Annotated in this window: 17 protein-coding genes and 2 pseudogenes; 5 read left to right on the top strand and 14 right to left on the bottom strand. The window is 37.6% G+C overall.

What is annotated here, in order from left to right:
• Nucleotides 1–13: 13 nt before the first annotated feature.
• The 5 genes from ccdA2 to dnaG form a co-directional block, all read right to left on the bottom strand.
• Nucleotides 14–724: a thiol-disulfide oxidoreductase-associated membrane protein CcdA2 gene (ccdA2, locus tag IYQ23_RS00095; RefSeq protein WP_003024626.1), complete on the bottom strand. Its 711-nt coding sequence runs from the start codon at nucleotides 722–724 to the stop codon at nucleotides 14–16.
• A gap of 134 nt (nucleotides 725–858) precedes the next feature.
• A complete protein-coding gene (gene brnQ / locus IYQ23_RS00090; protein WP_195673731.1) occupies nucleotides 859–2,187 on the bottom strand; it encodes a branched-chain amino acid transport system II carrier protein in 1,329 nt (442 codons plus the stop codon).
• A gap of 147 nt (nucleotides 2,188–2,334) precedes the next feature.
• The gene (locus IYQ23_RS00085) at nucleotides 2,335–2,664 is read right to left on the bottom strand and encodes a metal-sulfur cluster assembly factor (RefSeq protein ID WP_003024629.1); all 330 of its coding nucleotides are present in this window, start codon (nucleotides 2,662–2,664) and stop codon (nucleotides 2,335–2,337) included.
• 18 nt (nucleotides 2,665–2,682) lie between these two features.
• Complete coding sequence (rpoD, locus tag IYQ23_RS00080) at nucleotides 2,683–3,795, bottom strand: RNA polymerase sigma factor RpoD (RefSeq protein ID WP_003024631.1); 1,113 nt, start codon at nucleotides 3,793–3,795, stop codon at nucleotides 2,683–2,685.
• 2 nt (nucleotides 3,796–3,797) lie between these two features.
• Entirely contained in the window at nucleotides 3,798–5,573 is a 1,776-nt protein-coding gene (dnaG, locus tag IYQ23_RS00075) for a DNA primase (protein WP_324253090.1), read from the bottom strand.
• Nucleotides 5,574–5,727: 154 nt separating this feature from the next.
• On the opposite strand from dnaG, the gene mscL reads away from it, so the two are divergent.
• Complete coding sequence (gene mscL, locus IYQ23_RS00070) at nucleotides 5,728–6,105, top strand: large conductance mechanosensitive channel protein MscL (RefSeq protein ID WP_117644497.1); 378 nt, start codon at nucleotides 5,728–5,730, stop codon at nucleotides 6,103–6,105.
• Between the two features lie 242 nt (nucleotides 6,106–6,347).
• Here mscL and rpsU read toward each other — a convergent pair whose 3' ends face one another.
• From rpsU to IYQ23_RS00055, 3 genes are all read right to left on the bottom strand, one after another.
• Nucleotides 6,348–6,524 carry a 30S ribosomal protein S21 gene (gene rpsU / locus IYQ23_RS00065; RefSeq protein ID WP_000048054.1) on the bottom strand — a complete coding sequence of 59 codons (177 nt, stop codon included), beginning with the start codon at nucleotides 6,522–6,524 and terminating at the stop codon, nucleotides 6,348–6,350.
• Between the two features lie 195 nt (nucleotides 6,525–6,719).
• Entirely contained in the window at nucleotides 6,720–7,058 is a 339-nt protein-coding gene (locus IYQ23_RS00060) for an ATP cone domain-containing protein (RefSeq protein ID WP_003024641.1), read from the bottom strand.
• Nucleotides 7,059–7,308: 250 nt separating this feature from the next.
• Nucleotides 7,309–9,624 carry a CAP domain-containing protein gene (locus tag IYQ23_RS00055; RefSeq protein WP_195673729.1) on the bottom strand — a complete coding sequence of 772 codons (2,316 nt, stop codon included), beginning with the start codon at nucleotides 9,622–9,624 and terminating at the stop codon, nucleotides 7,309–7,311.
• Nucleotides 9,625–9,844: 220 nt separating this feature from the next.
• Here IYQ23_RS00055 and IYQ23_RS00050 point away from each other — a divergent pair, with 220 nt between their 5' ends.
• Entirely contained in the window at nucleotides 9,845–11,131 is a 1,287-nt protein-coding gene (locus IYQ23_RS00050; RefSeq protein ID WP_195673728.1) for a PLP-dependent aminotransferase family protein, read from the top strand.
• 239 nt (nucleotides 11,132–11,370) lie between these two features.
• Here the strand turns inward: IYQ23_RS00050 and IYQ23_RS00045 are convergent, their stop codons facing one another.
• The 5 genes and pseudogenes from IYQ23_RS00045 to IYQ23_RS00025 all read right to left on the bottom strand — a co-directional run bounded on the left by IYQ23_RS00045 (nucleotide 11,371) and on the right by IYQ23_RS00025 (nucleotide 17,186).
• Nucleotides 11,371–13,113 carry an ABC transporter ATP-binding protein gene (locus IYQ23_RS00045; RefSeq protein WP_195673727.1) on the bottom strand — a complete coding sequence of 581 codons (1,743 nt, stop codon included), beginning with the start codon at nucleotides 13,111–13,113 and terminating at the stop codon, nucleotides 11,371–11,373.
• A gap of 2 nt (nucleotides 13,114–13,115) precedes the next feature.
• The gene (locus tag IYQ23_RS00040; protein ID WP_195673726.1) at nucleotides 13,116–14,855 is read right to left on the bottom strand and encodes an ABC transporter ATP-binding protein; all 1,740 of its coding nucleotides are present in this window, start codon (nucleotides 14,853–14,855) and stop codon (nucleotides 13,116–13,118) included.
• A gap of 95 nt (nucleotides 14,856–14,950) precedes the next feature.
• Nucleotides 14,951–15,622 carry an MmcQ/YjbR family DNA-binding protein gene (locus IYQ23_RS00035; RefSeq protein ID WP_021001651.1) on the bottom strand — a complete coding sequence of 224 codons (672 nt, stop codon included), beginning with the start codon at nucleotides 15,620–15,622 and terminating at the stop codon, nucleotides 14,951–14,953.
• 12 nt (nucleotides 15,623–15,634) lie between these two features.
• The gene (locus IYQ23_RS00030) at nucleotides 15,635–16,267 is read right to left on the bottom strand and encodes a copper homeostasis protein CutC (protein WP_195673725.1); all 633 of its coding nucleotides are present in this window, start codon (nucleotides 16,265–16,267) and stop codon (nucleotides 15,635–15,637) included.
• A gap of 55 nt (nucleotides 16,268–16,322) precedes the next feature.
• A pseudogene (locus IYQ23_RS00025) lies at nucleotides 16,323–17,186 on the bottom strand (GNAT family N-acetyltransferase).
• A 143-nt stretch (nucleotides 17,187–17,329) separates the two neighbouring features.
• Here IYQ23_RS00025 and IYQ23_RS00020 point away from each other — a divergent pair.
• The 3 genes and pseudogenes from IYQ23_RS00020 to IYQ23_RS00010 all read left to right on the top strand — a co-directional run.
• On the top strand, nucleotides 17,330–17,854 hold the full coding sequence (locus IYQ23_RS00020; protein WP_003033204.1) for an ECF transporter S component: 525 nt from the start codon (nucleotides 17,330–17,332) through the stop codon (nucleotides 17,852–17,854).
• A gap of 38 nt (nucleotides 17,855–17,892) precedes the next feature.
• Nucleotides 17,893–18,402 (top strand): transcription repressor NadR, encoded by a 510-nt coding sequence (locus IYQ23_RS00015; protein WP_195673724.1) that lies wholly within the window; start codon nucleotides 17,893–17,895, stop codon nucleotides 18,400–18,402.
• A gap of 102 nt (nucleotides 18,403–18,504) precedes the next feature.
• Nucleotides 18,505–18,822 (top strand): annotated as a pseudogene (locus IYQ23_RS00010) (IS3 family transposase); the annotation flags it as partial.
• A gap of 32 nt (nucleotides 18,823–18,854) precedes the next feature.
• Here IYQ23_RS00010 and IYQ23_RS00005 read toward each other — a convergent pair.
• The coding region (locus IYQ23_RS00005) for an IS3 family transposase (protein ID WP_150861093.1) at nucleotides 18,855–18,949 on the bottom strand (95 nt) is incomplete at its 5' end.

Below are 18,949 nucleotides of genomic sequence, written 5' to 3'. Positions count from 1 at the left end.
GAGATTCCTCCTTTTATCCACCAAATATTGAAGCTAGAACATTAAGATTTCCCAGCATAAGTAAAATTCCCATCAAGATGATAAGTAACCCGCCAATTTTCTTTAGTAGTCCCATATAAGGTTTTATTTTCCCAAAATGGCGTAAAACAATAGAAGAGGCAAGCGCCAAAATGAGAAATGGGATAGCAAGACCAAGGGTATAAACTAACATGAGGAAGCCACCTTGTACTGCTCCATTACCACCAGAAGCTGCAATTGCGAGAACAGAACTCAAAACAGGACCTACACAAGGTGTCCAACCAAAGCTAAAGGTCACACCTAGCAAGAAAGCATTGTAAAAATCATTTCTATTTTTATCTTTTTTTAATTGAACACTTTTCTGTCGTTGTAGTAGCTTAAAATTGATCAGTTCCATTTGATGAACACCGAGCAAAATAACAATTGCTCCTAATACATAGCGGAACCACTCTGTATAGAGAACTTTTCCCAAAAAGCCAGCGCCATATCCAAGAATTAAAAAGACTACGGACAATCCTGCAATGAAAAATAGTGTTTTTATAATTCCGTACCAAGCAATCTTCTTTCCAAAAATAGTGATTGTTCTTGGTTCATCTGTATCCAATAAAATACCAACATATACAGGAAGCAATGGCAATATACAAGGCGAGAAAAATGATAAAATTCCCGCTAGAAATACAGAAATCAAAAACACAATAGATATCATTATCTTTTCCTCCTCATTTTCTTTCTAAGAAAAGTATACACTGGTTCACTATCTAAAAATAGAGGATACGATTTGTAAAAACTTGAATTTGATATGGTCATAAAAAAACTACCACTTCCGTGATAGTTTTTTAATCATTCCATTTCAAATGAGTCACTTTTTTGTTTATTTGGCAAAAACAAGGACAACACAATCCCGACAATCGTCGGTACCAGCCAAGGAATTGAAGCTTGCGCAAATGGCAAAGCATTGATTAAATTGCTCACACTAGTCAATTTAAATTGCGAGCCAATGATATTCGCAAAGGCAATAATTGTTACAACTGCGACCGTTAGCTGCATTCCAATCTTAGATAAGGCAACAAACTTATTGACAATCACAATCATTACAATCGCAATGGTAATCGGGTACAAAATTTGCAAGACAGGAACTGAATACTGAATGATCGCTCCCAAACCAAGATTTGCAATTGCAAATCCAATCAAGGTAAAGGCTGTTGCATAAGTTTTGTAGCTGATTTTAGGAAAGGTTTTATTGAAAAATTCTGATGTTGAAACAATCAAACCAACCGTAGTCGTGAAACAAGTCACTATTACCATGGCTGCAAGGAAAATCTGTGCTGTCGGACCAAAAATAGCTTGTGTAGCTTGAGATAAGACATAAACTCCTTTATTGGCATTAGACGCCATTACATCAGCCGGAATTGGGAAATGATTTCCAAGAAATCCTAATCCAATATAAAGTGCACTAAATCCCAATGCAACAACAATTCCAACAATCCAAATCGTTGAGATATATTCCTTTTTGTTGGCAAAGCCGAGTTGGTTCAATGTTTGCACAGCGATAACGCTAAAAGCAACAGAGGCAAGTGCATCAAGCGTATTATACCCTTCAAGAAAGCCAGTTCCAAAAGCTGCTTTTGCGTATTCCGCGCTAGCAGCTTGCGGTGCAGCTGCTCCGTATTTTATTGCCCCTAAAATGACTAGAATGACAATCAAAATGGCAAACACAGGAGTCAAAATCCGACCAATCCGATCCAAAATTTTGGAAGGATTTAATGAAATCAAGTAAGCAGCCACAAAATACAAGATTGTAAAAATAATAAGTCCTAATCCAGTCATATTACTCGAAAGCAATGGTGCAATCCCAACTTCATAAGAAGTCGTTGCCGTCCGAGGAATGGCAAAAAATGGACCAATCGCTAGATACAGAACTACCAAGTAACTGGTCGCAAACCAAGGAGAAACCTTTTTAGAAATTTCGTAAACATAGCCTTTGGGATTTAAAGTACCGATAATCAATGTTAAAATAGCAATTCCAACTCCTGAAAGCACAAATCCTGCAATCGCTGACCAGAAGTGTTCGCCAGACAAAGCTCCTAAAGTTGGCGGAAAGATTAAATTCCCTGCGCCGAAAAATATTCCAAACAAGAGTAATCCTGTCAGTGCTCCTTTTTTAACCATCTTCTCTCCCTTTTCTAAAATTCAGTATGTTCAACTATTATAACAGATTCTTACAATACTTCAAGTGATATAAAGTTAAAATATTGCACAAATTCTGAATGTTTGAGCAAAACAAAAGCAGCATAATCAAGTCATGCTGCCATATTCTTATTTAATCCCTAGGGCGATGCGTGCGTAGCGACTCATTTTATCCACAGTCCATGCTGGATACCACACCAGTCTCACTTCTACTTTGCTCACTTCAGGTACATCTGACATCGCATCATGAATCTGATCAGTTAATAAGTCAGCCAGCGGGCATCCCATTGTTGTTAAGGTCATATCAATCTGCGTCTCACCATTTTCACCATTGAACCGAATTTCATAAATCAAACCAAGATTTACAATATCAATTCCTAATTCAGGGTCAATAACTTGTTCCAAACTTTCCAAGATACGATTTTTAATATCATCAATTTGTTCGTTTGTGTATGCCATGGTGCCTCCTTTTGTCTACTAATCTTCAATAAAGTCACGAAGTGGCTTGCTACGACTTGGATGACGCAATTTGCGTAGGGCTTTGGCCTCAATTTGTCGAATCCGTTCACGAGTCACGTTAAAGACTTTTCCAACATCTTCCAGCGTACGCATTTTACCATCATCTAGACCGAAACGCAAACGTAGTACATTTTCTTCACGGTCTGTTAATGTATCAAGAACCTCGTCTAATTGCTCACGTAGGACAATACGTGTTGTGTAATCAACTGGATTTTCAATCACTTCATCCTCAATGAAATCGCCAAGATGACTATCATCTTCTTCTCCAATTGGAGTTTCAAGAGAGACCGGCTCTTGGGCAATCTTCAAAATCTCACGAACTTTATCTGGTGTCATATCCATGCGCTCAGCAATTTGTTCTGGCGTTGGATCTTGTCCCAATTCTTGCAAAAGATTTCGTTGCTCCCGCACTAATTTATTGATTGTCTCAACCATGTGAACCGGAATCCGAATCGTACGCGCTTGGTCAGCAATCGCACGAGTAATCGCTTGACGAATCCACCAAGTGGCATAGGTCGAAAATTTGAAACCTTTGGTATAGTCAAACTTGTCAACGGCTTTCATCAATCCCATATTGCCTTCTTGAATCAAGTCAAGAAACTGCATGCCGCGTCCAACATAGCGCTTAGCAATAGAGACAACCAACCGCAAATTAGCTTCTGCCAAACGTTGTTTCGCTTCTAAGTCGCCTTGCTCCACAAGAACAGCTAATTCTTGCTCTTCTTCATTGGTCAATAACGGAACAACACCAATTTCCTTTAAATACATACGGACAGGGTCGTTCACTTTAGCAGAATTGCTACCAAGCAACTCCTCATCTGTTAATTCAGCTTCTTCTTCCTCTGTATTTAAAACCCGTTCACTTGGGTTGCCTTCTTTATCCGTAATAGCAATCCCTGCGTCCTGAATCCGTTGAAGAAGATCTTCAATGCCATCAGCTTCCAAAGTAAATGGAATGACTAGCCGATCATTGATTTCATCATCGGTTGCTGTACCAGTTTTTTTATGGTTGCGAATAAATTCTGCAACTTGAACATCAAAAGTTGTTACTTCTTTTTGTTTTGTAGCCATTCCTACTCCATTCTCCTTTTTTGAGCAATAAATCGCTCTAGCTCTTCTAATGCCGTATCTGCATCCCCACTATGAGATGCTTCACGGACTTTTTTACCAATCAATTGATTTTCTTTGCGAAGCAATTCCTTATCTCGCGTTTGCTCCACTTCAATCAGTTCCTGCTCAGAAACTTCCTCTGGTAGATTTTCTTCTAAGACCCGATACCAAGCTTGCTGTACCGAATCATTTTGCTCAGACAAATCTTGTGGCGTTACCTCGCCATTTGTTTTTAAAATATCGTACAAAGTCTGCAATTCTACTGTTGCGAAATGAAAATCTTTCCTCAAACGATAATCATTTAAAATCACAGGATTATCAATCATCCGCTGCAGAAGATGAATCTCTGCCTTAATTAGCCGTGATACTTGCTGTGTTACCGGAATGTCAAGTCTTGACACTTGTTGATGCGATTGCTGTTGTTGCTCTCTTCTATTTACTAAACGATGATTATTAACAGCTTGCTCCACCTGCTGGTAGTCAAAATCAGGTAACAATTCAGCTAACATATAAATATAGGAATTTTGTGCAGTAATTGATTGAACCTGTGCAATCAGCGGAGACATTTGTTCAACAAATTCAATTTGAGCTTGCAAGTTTTCGATATTATCTGGCTTCAGATAGTTCAAAAGAAACTCTATATCACTAATTCGTGTTTTAGTCAGTAAATTTTGTAAATCATCAGCAGAATTCTTTTTGATAAATTCATCCGGATCCATATTATCAGGAATCCTGACAATTTCAACTGATAAATCGTGCAATTCATTCAGAGCTTTTGCTGTCGCTGCTTGTCCTGCTTTATCACCATCGTACGTTAAAATGACTTTCTTTGCGAATTTACGAAGATGATCCACATGCTCATGCGTCAATGCTGTCCCCATAGATGCTACAGCATTTTCAATTCCAGCACGATAAGCAGCTATGACATCCATAAAGCCTTCCATTAAGTAAATTTCGTGACTTTTCTTAATAGTCGGTTTAGCTTTATCCAGATGATACAACTCATAACTTTTATTGAAAATCGGTGTACTGCGGCTATTCTTATACTTAGCAACTTTCTGCTCTATATCGCTTGCTTGCCAAATACGACCTGAAAAAGCAATGACTTGGCCTTTATCATTTGTCAATGGAAACATAATCCGATTTTGAAAGGCGTCATAAGCCAAATTGTTATTAGCTAAGTTGAACAAACCAGAATTCATAATGACTTGCTCGTCAAACTTTCCACTAACACTTTTATAAAGATAGTTATTTTCATTGGGCGCTAAACCAATTTGAAAATGCTTGATAACCTCATCTGTTAAGCCACGTTCATAAAGATAAGAACGTGCTTCTTCTCCTATCTTTGTTGTCATCAATACTGCATGGTAAAACCTTGCAGCTTCTGCATGAATATCATAAAGTGCTTGATGAGGATGTGTATGTGTTGACAGCTCTTTTCTACTATGCTCTATTTCTAATGGAAACCCTGCACGATCGGCAACAATTTGTACAGCGTCCATAAAAGAAACACCACGATAATCTTCAATAAATTTAAAGACATCACCTGACTTTCCACAGCCAAAACAGTGATAAAATTGTTTTTCTTCTACTACATTGAATGATGGAGTTTTTTCCCCATGAAAAGGACAAAGCCCCAAATAATTCCTTCCGGCCTTTGTTAGAGCAACGACTTCTCCTATGATTTCGACGATATTGACGCTATTTTTAATATCAGAAATGATTTCTTTATCAATCAATAGACAACACCCCCAATTTATCATAGAATAACAATTTACATTTTATAATAAATTTATCAAAAAGTAAAATATTCACTATATTTTTTAGACATTTTATTGACTTTCCCCTTTTTTTGGATATAATATAGTTTAATATTTTGAAAGGAAAAAGAAAATGTTAAAGGACCTCAAAGAGTTTTTGCTTCGCGGCAATGTAATTGATTTGGCGGTCGGTGTTATTATTGCCAATGCTTTTGGAGCTATTGTGACTTCGCTTATTGGAGATGTTATTACTCCACTCTTTCTCAATCCAGCTTTAAAAGCTGCTGGTGTAGAACAAATTGCTGGTTTAAAATGGAATGGGATTGCATACGGTAGTTTCTTAAGCGCTGTTATCAATTTCCTCGTCATCGGAACAGTTCTCTTCTTCATCGTCAAGTCTGTTGAAAAAGCGCAAAGTCTTACTAAAAAAGAAGATACTGCTGAAGAAGCTGCAGGACCAACTGAATTAGAAGTTCTTCAAGAAATCAAAGCATTGCTCGAAAGCAAATAATTATGAAAAAAATTCACTGATGAAAATCAGTGTTTTTGTTTACTCTCACGGTTTCTTGATATTCTGTTTGCCTTAACCTGCCCCTCTAGCTGCTACTTCTATTAAACTTGCGGTGGAGTTTTGAGATGACAGATAACGTCCATACGGTAAAACTGCTAAAGCTATTGATTTTTATTGAGTACGAGTTCGATTTTATCTAAATAGAAATAAAAAAACAGACCGAAGTCTGTCATTTTGCTCAATTAGAATTTTTTACGTTTACGAGCTGCTTCTGATTTACGTTTCCGTTTTACAGAAGGTTTTTCATAGAATTCACGTTTGCGTGTTTCTTGAAGAGTACCAGCTTTAGTAACCGCACGTTTGAAACGACGAAGAGCATCGTCAAGGGATTCATTTTTACGTACTACTGTTTTTGACATTTTTTTCACTCCCTTCAAGCTTAAAATCTTTTAAATTTTATCATATTAAAATACACTTGTCAAGTCCCAGAAATTAAGGGAATGTGGTAAACTTTTCTAGAACAAGCAATATTATTAACTTAAAAGAGAGTTGATTTTTAGCAAATTTTTCAAAAAATCTGCCAACTACTTCATTCTGTAATCTAGGCTGTAAATTTATCGAATTTGTTCAAAATGTAAATGGACTGCAATATGATCGCCATAACCATTGCGATCCAAATCTCGTTGCAATCGGTAGGAGATATAATGCTCGGCAATGGTGATATAACCAGCACCTAACAGGCGATTTTCTACCATAGATTGGATCATACTGATAGTAGCTCGTTCAACACCAGCTTCCTCTAGATCTAACACTACTTTTTTAGTTACAAGCGCTAAATTTTGACGTAGATCATCTGTCAAGACATAGACTGTTTGTGCTGCTTTCAGAATAGCTTGATAAATTTTATCTGGATTAAAATCAGTAACTTCTCCATTACGTTTGATGACTTGCATGAAAAACTCCTTTAGTTTTATTCGTTTCGTTAAGAGAATACAGTCTATTATACTATTTTTGTGCTGATTCTCAAAATGATAGATACTTTAAATATCTATCAGGCAGAAGTTACATTTAATTTAAATTCTATTTTATTATCATTTCTTCACTGTTGATTTTAATTATCTCAATCAAAAAGACAAACACTCGAAAACAGAGTTGTTTGCCTTTGGGAAGAAAGATTAGATTTTTTCTAAAATCTTCAATTATTTAATCTTCGTTATTTCTTTTACGACGGCGAGCACTAGCTAGAGTTCCCAAACCAAGTAGCAAACCTAATGCAGCAACCTGATCTGCTTTAGTACCTGTAGCAGGCAGAACTTTTTGACCAGTATTTTGTTGTCTAACTAACAATGGTTTTGGTTGGTAAGTTCTGGATAAGTGTAAGTTTTGTACTTTTCCACCTGTTTCTTTTTGAGCCTTCGGAGGAAGTTGACTTCTCAATTGCTCATAGTTTTCTTGTAACTTGGTATAAATTGAACGAGAAATCTCTAGTTTTGCTTCTTCATCTTTTAACGTTTTAACCTTAGAGGCATAGTCAGCTTGTGCAGCTTGAAGAGCCTTTTGAGCTGCTTCCAGTGCTTGTGGTGCATTTTGTAATTTTTCCAAGTTATCTTGTGCTTCTTTTAGCTTGGTTTGACTAGTTTGCAAAGCGTCTTTTGCCTTGGCAACATTTAATTCTGCTGTAATTAAGACTTTCTTGAGTTCTGCTAATTTATTTTTAGCAGTTTCTAGTAATCCTTGTTCTTTTGCTAATGCTGCCTGTTTTGGTGCCAACTTGGATGCAATAGTTGCAGTTGCGCGCTTCAAAGCAGCTTCTTTTGTTACAACATTTTGCTTTGCTTTTGTCAAGGCCGCTTCAGCTGTAATCACTCCAGCATTCGCAGTAGCAAGAGCAGCTGAACGATTCGCAGTCAACTTTTGAAGGTCTGCTAATTTTGCTTTTTGAATATTTAAAGTAGATACATAACCCGTTCTTTGAGCTCGCAACATGCCTAATTGACTCTTCGCTACTGTTGCTTGTGCATTTGCGGCTTTTGCAGCACCAGCAAAATTACGGATTGCTTGCTCATACGCGTCTGCGCTAAGAAGAGTACCGTTGTTAACACGTGCATTAAAATTAGGTTCTCTATGAAATCCAACTTCAGACGTTCCATATACATTACTGTATTGATTTGGAACTTTATCATATGCAGCTGAAATGGTATTAAAGTTTTTATCCATCATTTGAAGATAGTGACCAACTCTATAGAAGAAAGCAAGTTGACCACGATTACGTAAGGTGGTATAAATTTGATTGGAATCAATGTCTCGCTCATTGGTTGTTAAGCCATACTTAGCTGCCTCAGCCATATAGATAGATTTTTCCTTATACCAAAAATCAACGGCTCCTTTCGGAGTAAAACTAATCGCTACATTTTCATTTCTCAAATATTTGCCCATATGCCAATCTGCTCTTTCAAAATAAAGAGTTTGGACTTGGCTGGCTGGATTCTTGTAAGGATCAATCAATAATTCTTTTAATCCAGCTTGTCTACGATAAGCATTGATAGCTCTAACCAATTCAATCGCTTTTAAGTTATTTGCTAAAGTTGCTGGACTTGTTGCGTCAGAACCAACTGTAATACCGTCTTCACGTTTAGCTCTTTCATAAGTTGCTAGAGCTTCAGTAGCTGCATTACGAATCGCTTCGTTGGCTCCATTTGTTTTAGCGTGTTGTAAAAATTCACCATAGGTTGCCTTGTTTAAATCAACATTTCTTCTATTGGTAGCTGACTGTTCAGCACGGGCTACTTCAGCGGCTTTTTGATCAATAGCCGCTTGATTTTCTGCAACTTTTTGCTCACTTTGCTTAACTTGTTCAGTCGCTGAATCGATTTCTTTAGGAAGATTAGCGATTTCTTCTTTCACTTTAGCAAGATCTTTTTGCTTTTCTGCCAAATTCTTTTCAGCTTGTTTTTCTTCTTCCTTTGCGCGGTTAAGATCTTGTTCTTCATTGGCAACTGGAGCTTTAGCTGTGTCTAATTCGCGTTGTGCAACGTCAACAAGTGATTGTTGCCCTGCAACAACATTTTCTTGATTTTTAACAGCTTCTTTTGCCTTTGTTTCAGACTGTTCTGCTGCTTGAACTTTATTTTCCTCTGTTGTAACCGTCTTCTCTGATGTCGCCACTTCTTCTTTTGCGGTTTCAATAACTTCTGGAGTTGCTTCTTTCTTTTCTGCCTCAGCATTTGCAACAGCTTTTTCGCTATCTGCCACCGCGTCCTTTGAAGTATTTACATCTCCTTTGACTTGCTCTACAACTTTTTGCTGAGCATCTGTTTGAACCTTTGCAGCATCGGCTTGCAGCTTTGCTGATTGAACATCTGTTTCTGTAACTGGTTTGGTGATTTTTTCAGATGTCTTTGGCTCAGTAGATTGTGTTTTTACTTCTTCGGCATTTACTTGATGTGATAAACTGCCTGAAATAATAGTGGTTGCAGCTAAACCGGTCGCAACTACTGATTTTTTAATTTTTCTCTCCATTAGACGGCCTCCTAATATACTTGCTACCTTTCATTATAAACCATTTCAGCCTAAATTACAATTCCGCTAATGTATTACTCAGATAACTATTTCATTAAATTTCTTTTACATTAATTATTGGTAGGGAGAAATCTATGGGGGAATCCTACACAATCCAAACTATCATTTCCTGATTGTAAAAGATTTCAAAATACGCTACAATAGAGAAAAATTCTTCTGTATGGGGACAGTTGAGATGATAAAACCTAAGTATCAATGTATTGTAGATCAGATTAGCCAAGATATTAAAAGTGGGGAATTGTCCAAGGGACAAAAGATTCCTTCTGTCCGTCAGCTGGCAGAATACTATCGCTGTAGCAAGGATACAGCTCAAAAGGCGCTAATGGAATTGAAATATCAGAAGTATATCTATGCGGTTCCTAAAAGTGGCTACTATGTGTTGGAAAATAGTCTGGAGGATCAGCAGGACATGGAGCTAACCGTCAGAGATGACCACTACCAAATTTATGAAGACTTTCGACTTTGTCTCAATGAAACGCTGATTGGACGTGAGAATTATCTTTTTAACTACTACTCGCAACAAGAGGGGCTAGAGGATTTGCGACAATCTGTCCAGCAGCTGCTTCTAGATTCAGCTATCTACACCTCTGCTGATAGGATTGTTCTGACATCTGGTACCCAGCAAGCTCTTTATATTCTTTCGCAAATTGCCTTTCCAAATGAAAAATATGAAATTCTAGTTGAACAGCCTACCTATCATCGGATAAATGATTTGCTAACTGCCCAAAAACTTCCTTATCAAACAATTGAGCGAACTCCAGAAGGAATTGATTTAGGAGAATTGGAGAGGATTTTTCAATCTGGTCGTATCAAATTCTTCTATACTATCCCACGCTTTCATTATCCCTTGGGGCATTCTTACAGTCGAAAGGAGAAGGAAGAAATCATTCGTCTTGCTCGGCTTTATGATGTTTATATCATAGAAGATGATTATTTGGCTGACTTTGACAGCAAACGCGAACTGACCTTCCATTACTTGGACGACAGCCAGCATGTCATCTATATCAAATCTTTTTCTACTAGCCTCTTCCCTGCCCTTCGGATAACAGCTCTGCTATTTCCTCCAGCTATTCAGCCCACTTTTATAGCCTACAAAAAAGCAGTAGACTACGACAGCAATCTCATCATGCAGAAAGCTCTATCCCTTTATATTGACAATCTCATGTTTGAAAAAAATCGTCTTTCTCTGCTCAATCAACAAGAAAAAGAATTGACGAGATCTAGAAAACTTTTAAGCCAAAATCAGCTCAAACTTTCCTACTTTATCAATAGAGATGGTATCTTACTAGATCTACGTGGACTTAAATCTGTCAGCTCCCTCAAACATAGCAATCTGCCATTGGATTTTTTTGAAGCAAGTTATATACAGGATTGTCCTTATCAATATGCAAAAATTAAATACGGGGATCTAGAAAAAACCTTAGAACGCTTAAATGAATATTTATAAGGGAGTGGGACAGAACTAAAAATCGAAAATTTTTAGTTCGTAGTCCCACCCCCGCAAGGGTGCTTAAACAGTTATCAAGCTGTTTAAGGTTGCAGATGAAGAAAACGAAGTTTTCGCCAAAAGCGCTCTTCTGAGCTTGAAAAGCGAATGAAGAGTCCAATCACCTACTGCGTTATTTGTTTATTACTAAATCTAATAGAAGCTGGGACACTTTTTGCCCAGCCTCCTTCTTTAACATATCACTCTTCTTTCATCATTCCAGCCTGCAATTGATACATTTTATAATAAGTCCCCTTAAGCGCTAGAAGCTCTTCGTGTGTGCCAGATTCAATGATACGTCCCTGCTCCATGACATAAATGCAGTTAGCGTCCTGAATGGTAGACAGACGGTGAGCAATGGCAATCGTTGTTCGTCCTTGGCGCATTTTTTTCAGCGAAGTTTGGATAAGTTCTTCGGTCTCTGAGTCAATATTAGCAGTTGCTTCGTCCAAAATCAAGATTTTGGGCTTGCTAGCAATTGTTCTCGCAAAAGCCAATAGTTGTCTTTGTCCGCTTGAAAAAGTCGCACCTCGCTCGGTTACTGGACTGTCATAACCTGCAGGAAGCTGAGTGATAAAGTCGTGAGCATCCACAAACTTAGCAGCTTCTACAATATCTTCTCGACTCATATTTTCCTGATACATTTGGATATTAGAAGCAATGGTACCGTGATAGAGGAAAGGATCTTGAAGAACTAAACCAATATTGCGGCGTAATTCAGCTTGACTGTAATCCTTAATGTTTTGATTATCAATTAAAATTTCTCCTCTTTCAAATTCATAAAAACGCAGAAAGAGATTGATAATCGAAGACTTGCCTGAGCCAGTCGCACCGACAAAGGCGATTGTTTCCCCCTGCTTGACTGAAAATGAAATATCTTTCAGAACATCACGCTTGCCGTCGTACGAAAAGGAAACATGACGAAATTCAATATTCCCAGCTGTAATTTCCAATGGAAGATTAGCTTGATTGGGCTCATAGTCTCTGCGGTCTATGATTGCAAAAACACGGTCTGCAGCCACCATAGATGTCTGTAAAACAGAGTAATTCTGCATCAAATCAATCAGAGGATTAAAAAGTTGATTGACATATTGTATAAAAGCATACATAACCCCTGCTGTCACTCCTGCAACCTGCCAAGTAAAGCCAAAGTAAGCTAAAATAACTGCATAAGCTAAAATTTTTAACAAAGACATAGCTGGACGCAGAAAAAGGCTATTGATATTGAGGTAGCGGACTGTATACTCCAAATGCTCGCCGTTAATCGTTTCAAATTCATTTATCAGACGCTTTTCCTGACTAAATGCCTGAATAATTCGCATTCCCTCAATACTTTCAGAAAGTTTAACATTCAAATCACTCAGTTTGCTTCGGACGAGTTTGAGGAGACGATTAGATAAGCGTTGATAAAGTAAAATGGAGCCCAGCATGACTGGTAAAAAAAGTACAATAAGTCCTGTCAAGCGCCAATTCAAGGTGCACATCGTCACTACTGTTACAACAAGAATAAAAATGGAACTTAGAAAACTTGAAAATATGCTACTAAACATATCTGCTACCGCTTGTGTATCATTCGTCAAACGGGAAACAATCGCTCCTGCAGCCGTTTGATCAAAATAAGCCATACGTAGCCGCTCAATATTTTCAAAACTCTCCTGACGCAGATCGCGAACAATGCTATATGCCACACGGGCAAAAGAATACTGTCCCAAGAAAGTAAATAGTACCCTCAAAAGAAAGAGAGCATAATAGAGAATCAAAATATAAAATCCCGCCATAATCTGACGACGACTGATAAAATGGTCAATAAAATACCGGGCCAAAAGAGGCAAAGCTGTCGTCACCAAAGTTGTCGCAAAGATAAAAGTAAGTGCCAAAATGCTCACCCATTTATAACGCCACATATAAGTCAGAAGGCGATGAAAAGTTGTTTGTTTTTTCATAATCACTCCTCCTTCAGACTTTCTGCCAGTTGCTGGTTGTGATAAGTATGCGCATACCAACCGTTTTGAGCCAGCAATTCTTGGTGAGTGCCACGCTCTTTAATGCGTCCATTCTCCATCACCAAAATCAAATCTGCATGAACAACTGCTGATAACCGATGAGCAGTAATAATCGTCGTCTTACCATCTCTTTCTTCCTTGAGATTTTCCAAAATCAAATGCTCTGTTTTAGCATCAACAGCAGATAAAGAATCATCCAAGATTAAAATATCTGGTTTCAAAACGAGCGCTCGACTCATCGCTAATCGTTGCTTTTGACCTCCTGAAAGTGATACCCCTCGTTCACCGACAATCGTCTGAAAGCCTTCTGGCATGGCAATAATATCCTCATAAAGACCACAAAGTTTACTAGCTTGAATCACTTCGTCATCTGACAAGTCTGGATTTGCAAAACGAATATTGTTCGCAATCGACATTGCAAAAAGAATCTGTTCTTGTGGTACGTAACCAATCAAACTCCGCAAATCATTTAAGCTATAATCTCGAATATCATGATCATTCAGATAAATAGCACCTTCTTGAATATCCCGTTCTCGCATGAGCAGGCGTAATAGTGTTGTTTTGCCAGAACCTGTTTGTCCAACAATTCCTAGCGTCTGCCCTTTTTCTAATGCAAAATGAATATTGGATAAAGTGGCTGCTTTCTCATAAGAAAAACGCTGAATATAATAGAGCAAACGACCATTTTGTATAGGGGAAACGGGATTTTTGGTCTCTTTGACATCAGATTTTTCTGCCAACAGTCGCTCAATCCGTTCATAAGACACCATTCCCCTCTGGCTGATGTTGAAGAGATAGCCCATCGCCTGCAAAGGCCATACCAGCATATCTAGATAAGTAATAAACGTCACTAATTCCCCGACTGTAAATTGCCCTCTAGAGATGAATATTCCCCCAAAAATCAAAGTTAACGCATAAGATAAGCCAATGAAAATCAGAACCATAGGGTCAAAGAGAGAATTGTATTTAGCGGCTAAAATATTCTTCTCATAGACATCCTGATTTGTCCTAGCAAAAGAGTGACTTTCTACTTTTTGATAGCCAAACGATTTCGTTACTTTAATCCCTGAAACGCTTTCCTGTACCTTGTTATTCAAGTCAGAAAAAGCCTCCTGAGCCGCTTTAAAGCTCTCATGATTTTTTCGTCCAATTAAACTGGTTCCCCAGGAAAGAAATGGCAATGGCAGAATAGCAATCAAAGTCAAGCGCCAGTCTAAAACAAAAAACATGGTCAGCAGCGTTACCAGTGCTGTGATAGAGGCATCTACCGCCGACATGACACCCCCACCTGCCACACTTACAACTGCATTAATGTCATTCGTTGCATGCGCCATCAAATCTCCTGTTCGATATTTTTGGTAAAAAGACGATGCCATTTGGGTAAAGTGCTCAAAGAGTTGAGAACGTAAAAGTCGTCCCAAGTGATTTGCCGTACCAAAAATATATAGACGCCAAAGATAACGCAGACCATACATAATAAAGGCCGAAGCAACCAAAAGTGAAAGATTTAAAAGTAATTGCTCTGATGTTAGATTTCGACTAGCAATACGGTCAATGACCACACCAATTACTCTAGGAGGAATTAAATTAAAAACACTAACCAAAGACAAGGCTAGAATTCCGATAATATAACGTTTTTTCTCCAGTTTGAAAAACCAGCCCAATTTTCTGATAAGATTCATATTTTCTCCTCTGCTATTACTAATTACCATTATACATTATTTTGTTGCATTATCTGTAAAAATAAAACGCAGCTAGCGCAACCTAACTGTGTTCCTCATTTCTTTTGGGTCAATTCAAAACTCTTATCTAAAAGGGAAAAAAGTTCTGTATCCGTCAAAGTATCATCCAAGGGCAGGCTCAGCCAATATTTTTTATTCATGTGAAAGGCTGGGTAAATCCCTGCTTTTTTAAGTAAATTAGCTACTTGATTGTTTTTGACATTCAGCACTTCTATTGGACCAGTTTTGCCATTTTCAAACTTCGACCAGTCTATCGTCATAAAAATGCCATACCATTTTTTAGTATCCTGATGTCGAAAAACACCAGCATGAAGATTGCTATTTTTTGAAGAATTCTCCCAGAGATATTCCAGTCGTCCGCCATAGGTCTTCGCTACGTACTCCTGCAAGCGGCTACTCTGTTCATAAAGAAAGCCAACTTCCTCAAAACAATTAGCTCGAATCATCAAAAAAATATCCTGACAAGCTTCACGGACTTGACCGACAAATTCACCCGTCATAGTCTTCATTTTGACTTGTACGTATTCATCACCAGTCTCTTGGTCAAACACTTGATAGTCCAGCTTCTCACCCTGCAGTTTTAGCTGTAACAGAAAATCACCATTCATTATTTCCTGAGAATAAACAAACTCTTCTCCTCTTTTTTCAAAACCAAATACCTGTAATTTTTCTGGATTTGCTTGATATTTCTCAAATAAGTCTAACATGATCTTCACTTTCTAAAATACAATTTTGGTACCATGAAGTTGATTGACGCCGAGCTTTGCAACAATTTCATCACGATTATCAACCGTAATACCGCCTCCTGGTAAAATATCAATCCGACTAGCTGCATGATTTATCAATTCATATAACCAAGAAAAATGCTCTTGAATCGGCTCTTCTGCCAGTCCACCGTGAGTTAGAATCCGTTTCACGCTATGTTCCATTAGCCAGTCCATTTCACTAAATTGATGTTCTCTTGGAATGGCGTCAAAAGCCATGTGAAAGACGACTTCCAGCCCTTGCGAGGCTTTTAATAATTTTTCCATTTTTGGATAATCAATTTTATTAGCACTTGTCAAAACACCAAAAACAAGTCCGTGTGTCCCAGCGCTGCGCGCCATTTGAATGTCTTCTAGCATGATTTCCATTTCCAAGTCATTGTATGCAAAGTCTCCCCCGCGTGGACGAATCATCGTCATAACGGTCACATTGTAAGGTTTTGCTAGCTCAACAGTCGCTTTTATGACACCGTAACTAGGCGTTGTTCCGCCAACTGCTAGATTATCGCAAAGTTCAATTCGTCGAGCACCAGCCTGCATGGCTTTTTCCAAATTAGTCACATTTTCTGCACAAAATTCATAAATCATTTTTGACCTCTTCTATGTGAAAGTGTTTTCTTGTTTATTATAACATAATCACTATTTATTCTTCAAAATCTTTCGCGACTCGCTGGCACCAATCCAACCATTTTTTCCTATAATCCGACTCAGGCAAGATACGATTTTCTAAATCTTTTATCGTAAAAATTCCCATTTTTTCACAAGTTTGAAGGCAATAGTAATAGAAATCCCAATTCAAATCGTCCTCTTCTGCATAAACTGGAATCTATTCAAAACCAGCTTGATAAGCTATAAATGCTCTGCTATGTCCATCAGTGAAAAAGATTTTATCTTTCCATCGCTTAATTGGTAAAGGCTTTAAAGCATTTATGTCCTTTGTATCAAACCATGCCTGTACCTGCTCTAATTTCTTCTCAGAAAGATAAAATTGACTTGGTTGAATAGCTGACAAAGGAAGCGTCAAATCCAAAGCATAGCGATGCCCATTTTCAGTCTTTTCCAAAGGATAAAACCCTACTGACTCAAACATCTTCTTAGAAGCTTCATTGTCATCATAGATTTCTTGAACATACAAGCGCTTATAACCCAACTTGCGTCCGCGTTCAACCAATGCCTGAACAACTGTCCTCCCGATTCCCTGACCACGATAAGCTGAATTGCCAATAACAATCGGCATGTCCTCTTGCCAAAAACTCACATCACCAATCGGCTGCCAACCTGCATTTGTCAAAACTTCAATAAAATACACTTCTCCACGCTGAGTAAGATAATCATACATTTTCTTGATTCGTTGAAGCGTGTAAAGCTCTCGACTACCATCTATCAAATGAATCACCTCAGGGTCTTGATACCAAGAAAAGGCGAGATGAGCTTGTCCATCATACTTTCGCAAACGTAAGGAAGAATCAATGGAAATATACTCTGGTTGTTTCTTTACATCTATCATAATATTCTCCTCTTACTGACATTCTAACAGAAATGACACAGATTGTTTAGGAATTCTGTCCTATTCTATCAAAATTTTCTCTTGACATTATCTGAAAAAACAGTATACTATACTTGTGTATATACAGTAAAAAGGAGAAAATTATGAAACCTAAAACAAAAAATCAATTTATAACTCTTACAGCTCTCTTGACTGCACTAGCTATTGTTATTCCGATGGTTATGCCTGCAAAAATTATTATTCCACCTGCATCCTACACTTTGGCAAGCCATGTTCCCATCTTTTTAGCCATGTTTATCTCGCCGTTAATGGCTTTGATCGTTATTCTAGGATCTACTTTTGGTTTTTTAGTAGCTGGTTATCCCATTGTTATCGTTCTTCGCGCCCTGTCGCACATATTCTTCGGCTTGGTAGGCGCTCTTTATCTAAAAAAATATCCTAAAGCTTTAGATAAACCAATCCAGACTTGGATTCTTAATATTGTCCTTGCCTTTATTCATGCAATTGCTGAAGTCCTTGCTTGCCTCATCTTTTACGCCTCAACTTCTTTTCCAGCAAATATGTTTTATCTGCTTTTCATCCTCGTAGGAGTTGGAACTATTATTCATAGTATCGTTGATTTTATCATTGCACAATTTATCTATAAAGCTCTACAAAAAATCCGCTAAATCTTGAATATTTAACAGATTTATTCTACAATGAATTTATGATAAAACAAAGAAGAACAGATTTATTACAGCTTTTAAAAACTGCGGAAACTCCCTTAAATGGACAAATTTTAGCAGAGAAATTCCATGTTACTCGGCAAATCATTGTACAAGACATTGCCGTTTTACGAGCAGATGGCGCCCCTATTATTAGTACAAATCGAGGCTATATTTACAAAACGAATGATACTGCTAAATATTATCACCAGCTTTTTAAAGTTAAGCATACGATTGAAGATATTGAAGTGGAATTACTGGCAATTGTAGATAACGGTGGACGAGTTCAAAATATTATGGTAGAGCATCCCGTTTATGGGGAAATTCAAACCTATCTGAAATTAACTTGTCGCAGAGATGTTCAGCAATTCATTCAACAAATTCACGAGACCAATTTCCGCGGTTTATCTGAATTAACAGACGGTGTTCATTATCATCTAGTAGAAGCTGATTCGCAACAAGATTTAGACTATGTCGAAAAAGCACTAGAAAAATTGGGATTTTTATTATAAAATTCAAACATGATTTCTACATAGATTTCAAAAAAATAGAGCCTGAATGATCTGCACCCCAAAAATTAGACAGAAAAAATCTAACTTTTGGGGTATTTTATTATGAAATTGAGTTATGAAGATAAAGTGCAAATCTATGAACTAAAAAAACAAGGAATCAGCTTAAAGCAACTCTCAAATAAATTTGGAGTACGTATTTCTACACTGACATACATGTTTAGTTTGATTGCTCGTTACGGGATAGAAATAGTCAAGAAAGGAAAGAATCGTTATTATTCTCCAGAATTAAAACAAGAAATGATTGATAAAGTTCTTCTTGAAGGTCGTTCGCAAAGAAGTGTTAGTCTTGATTATGCCCTCCCAAACCAAGGAATGTTTCCAAATTGGCTGGCGCAATACAAGAAAAACGGGTATACTCTTTGTACTGCCCCCAAAAAGTTAGACAAAAAATATTAGTGAAAGGATTTAGTTCTGTACTGCACAGGACTAAGTCCTTTTAGTTTTGTTTTAATCCGTTTATTGTTGTAATAAACAATATAAGTTGCAA

The sequence above is a fragment of the Streptococcus sp. HF-100 genome (assembly GCF_015594635.1).
In the GTDB taxonomy this organism is placed as follows: domain Bacteria; phylum Bacillota; class Bacilli; order Lactobacillales; family Streptococcaceae; genus Streptococcus; species Streptococcus vaginalis.
Note: the sequence above shows the minus strand (reverse complement) of the source record. Positions and strands in the feature narration are given on the sequence as shown.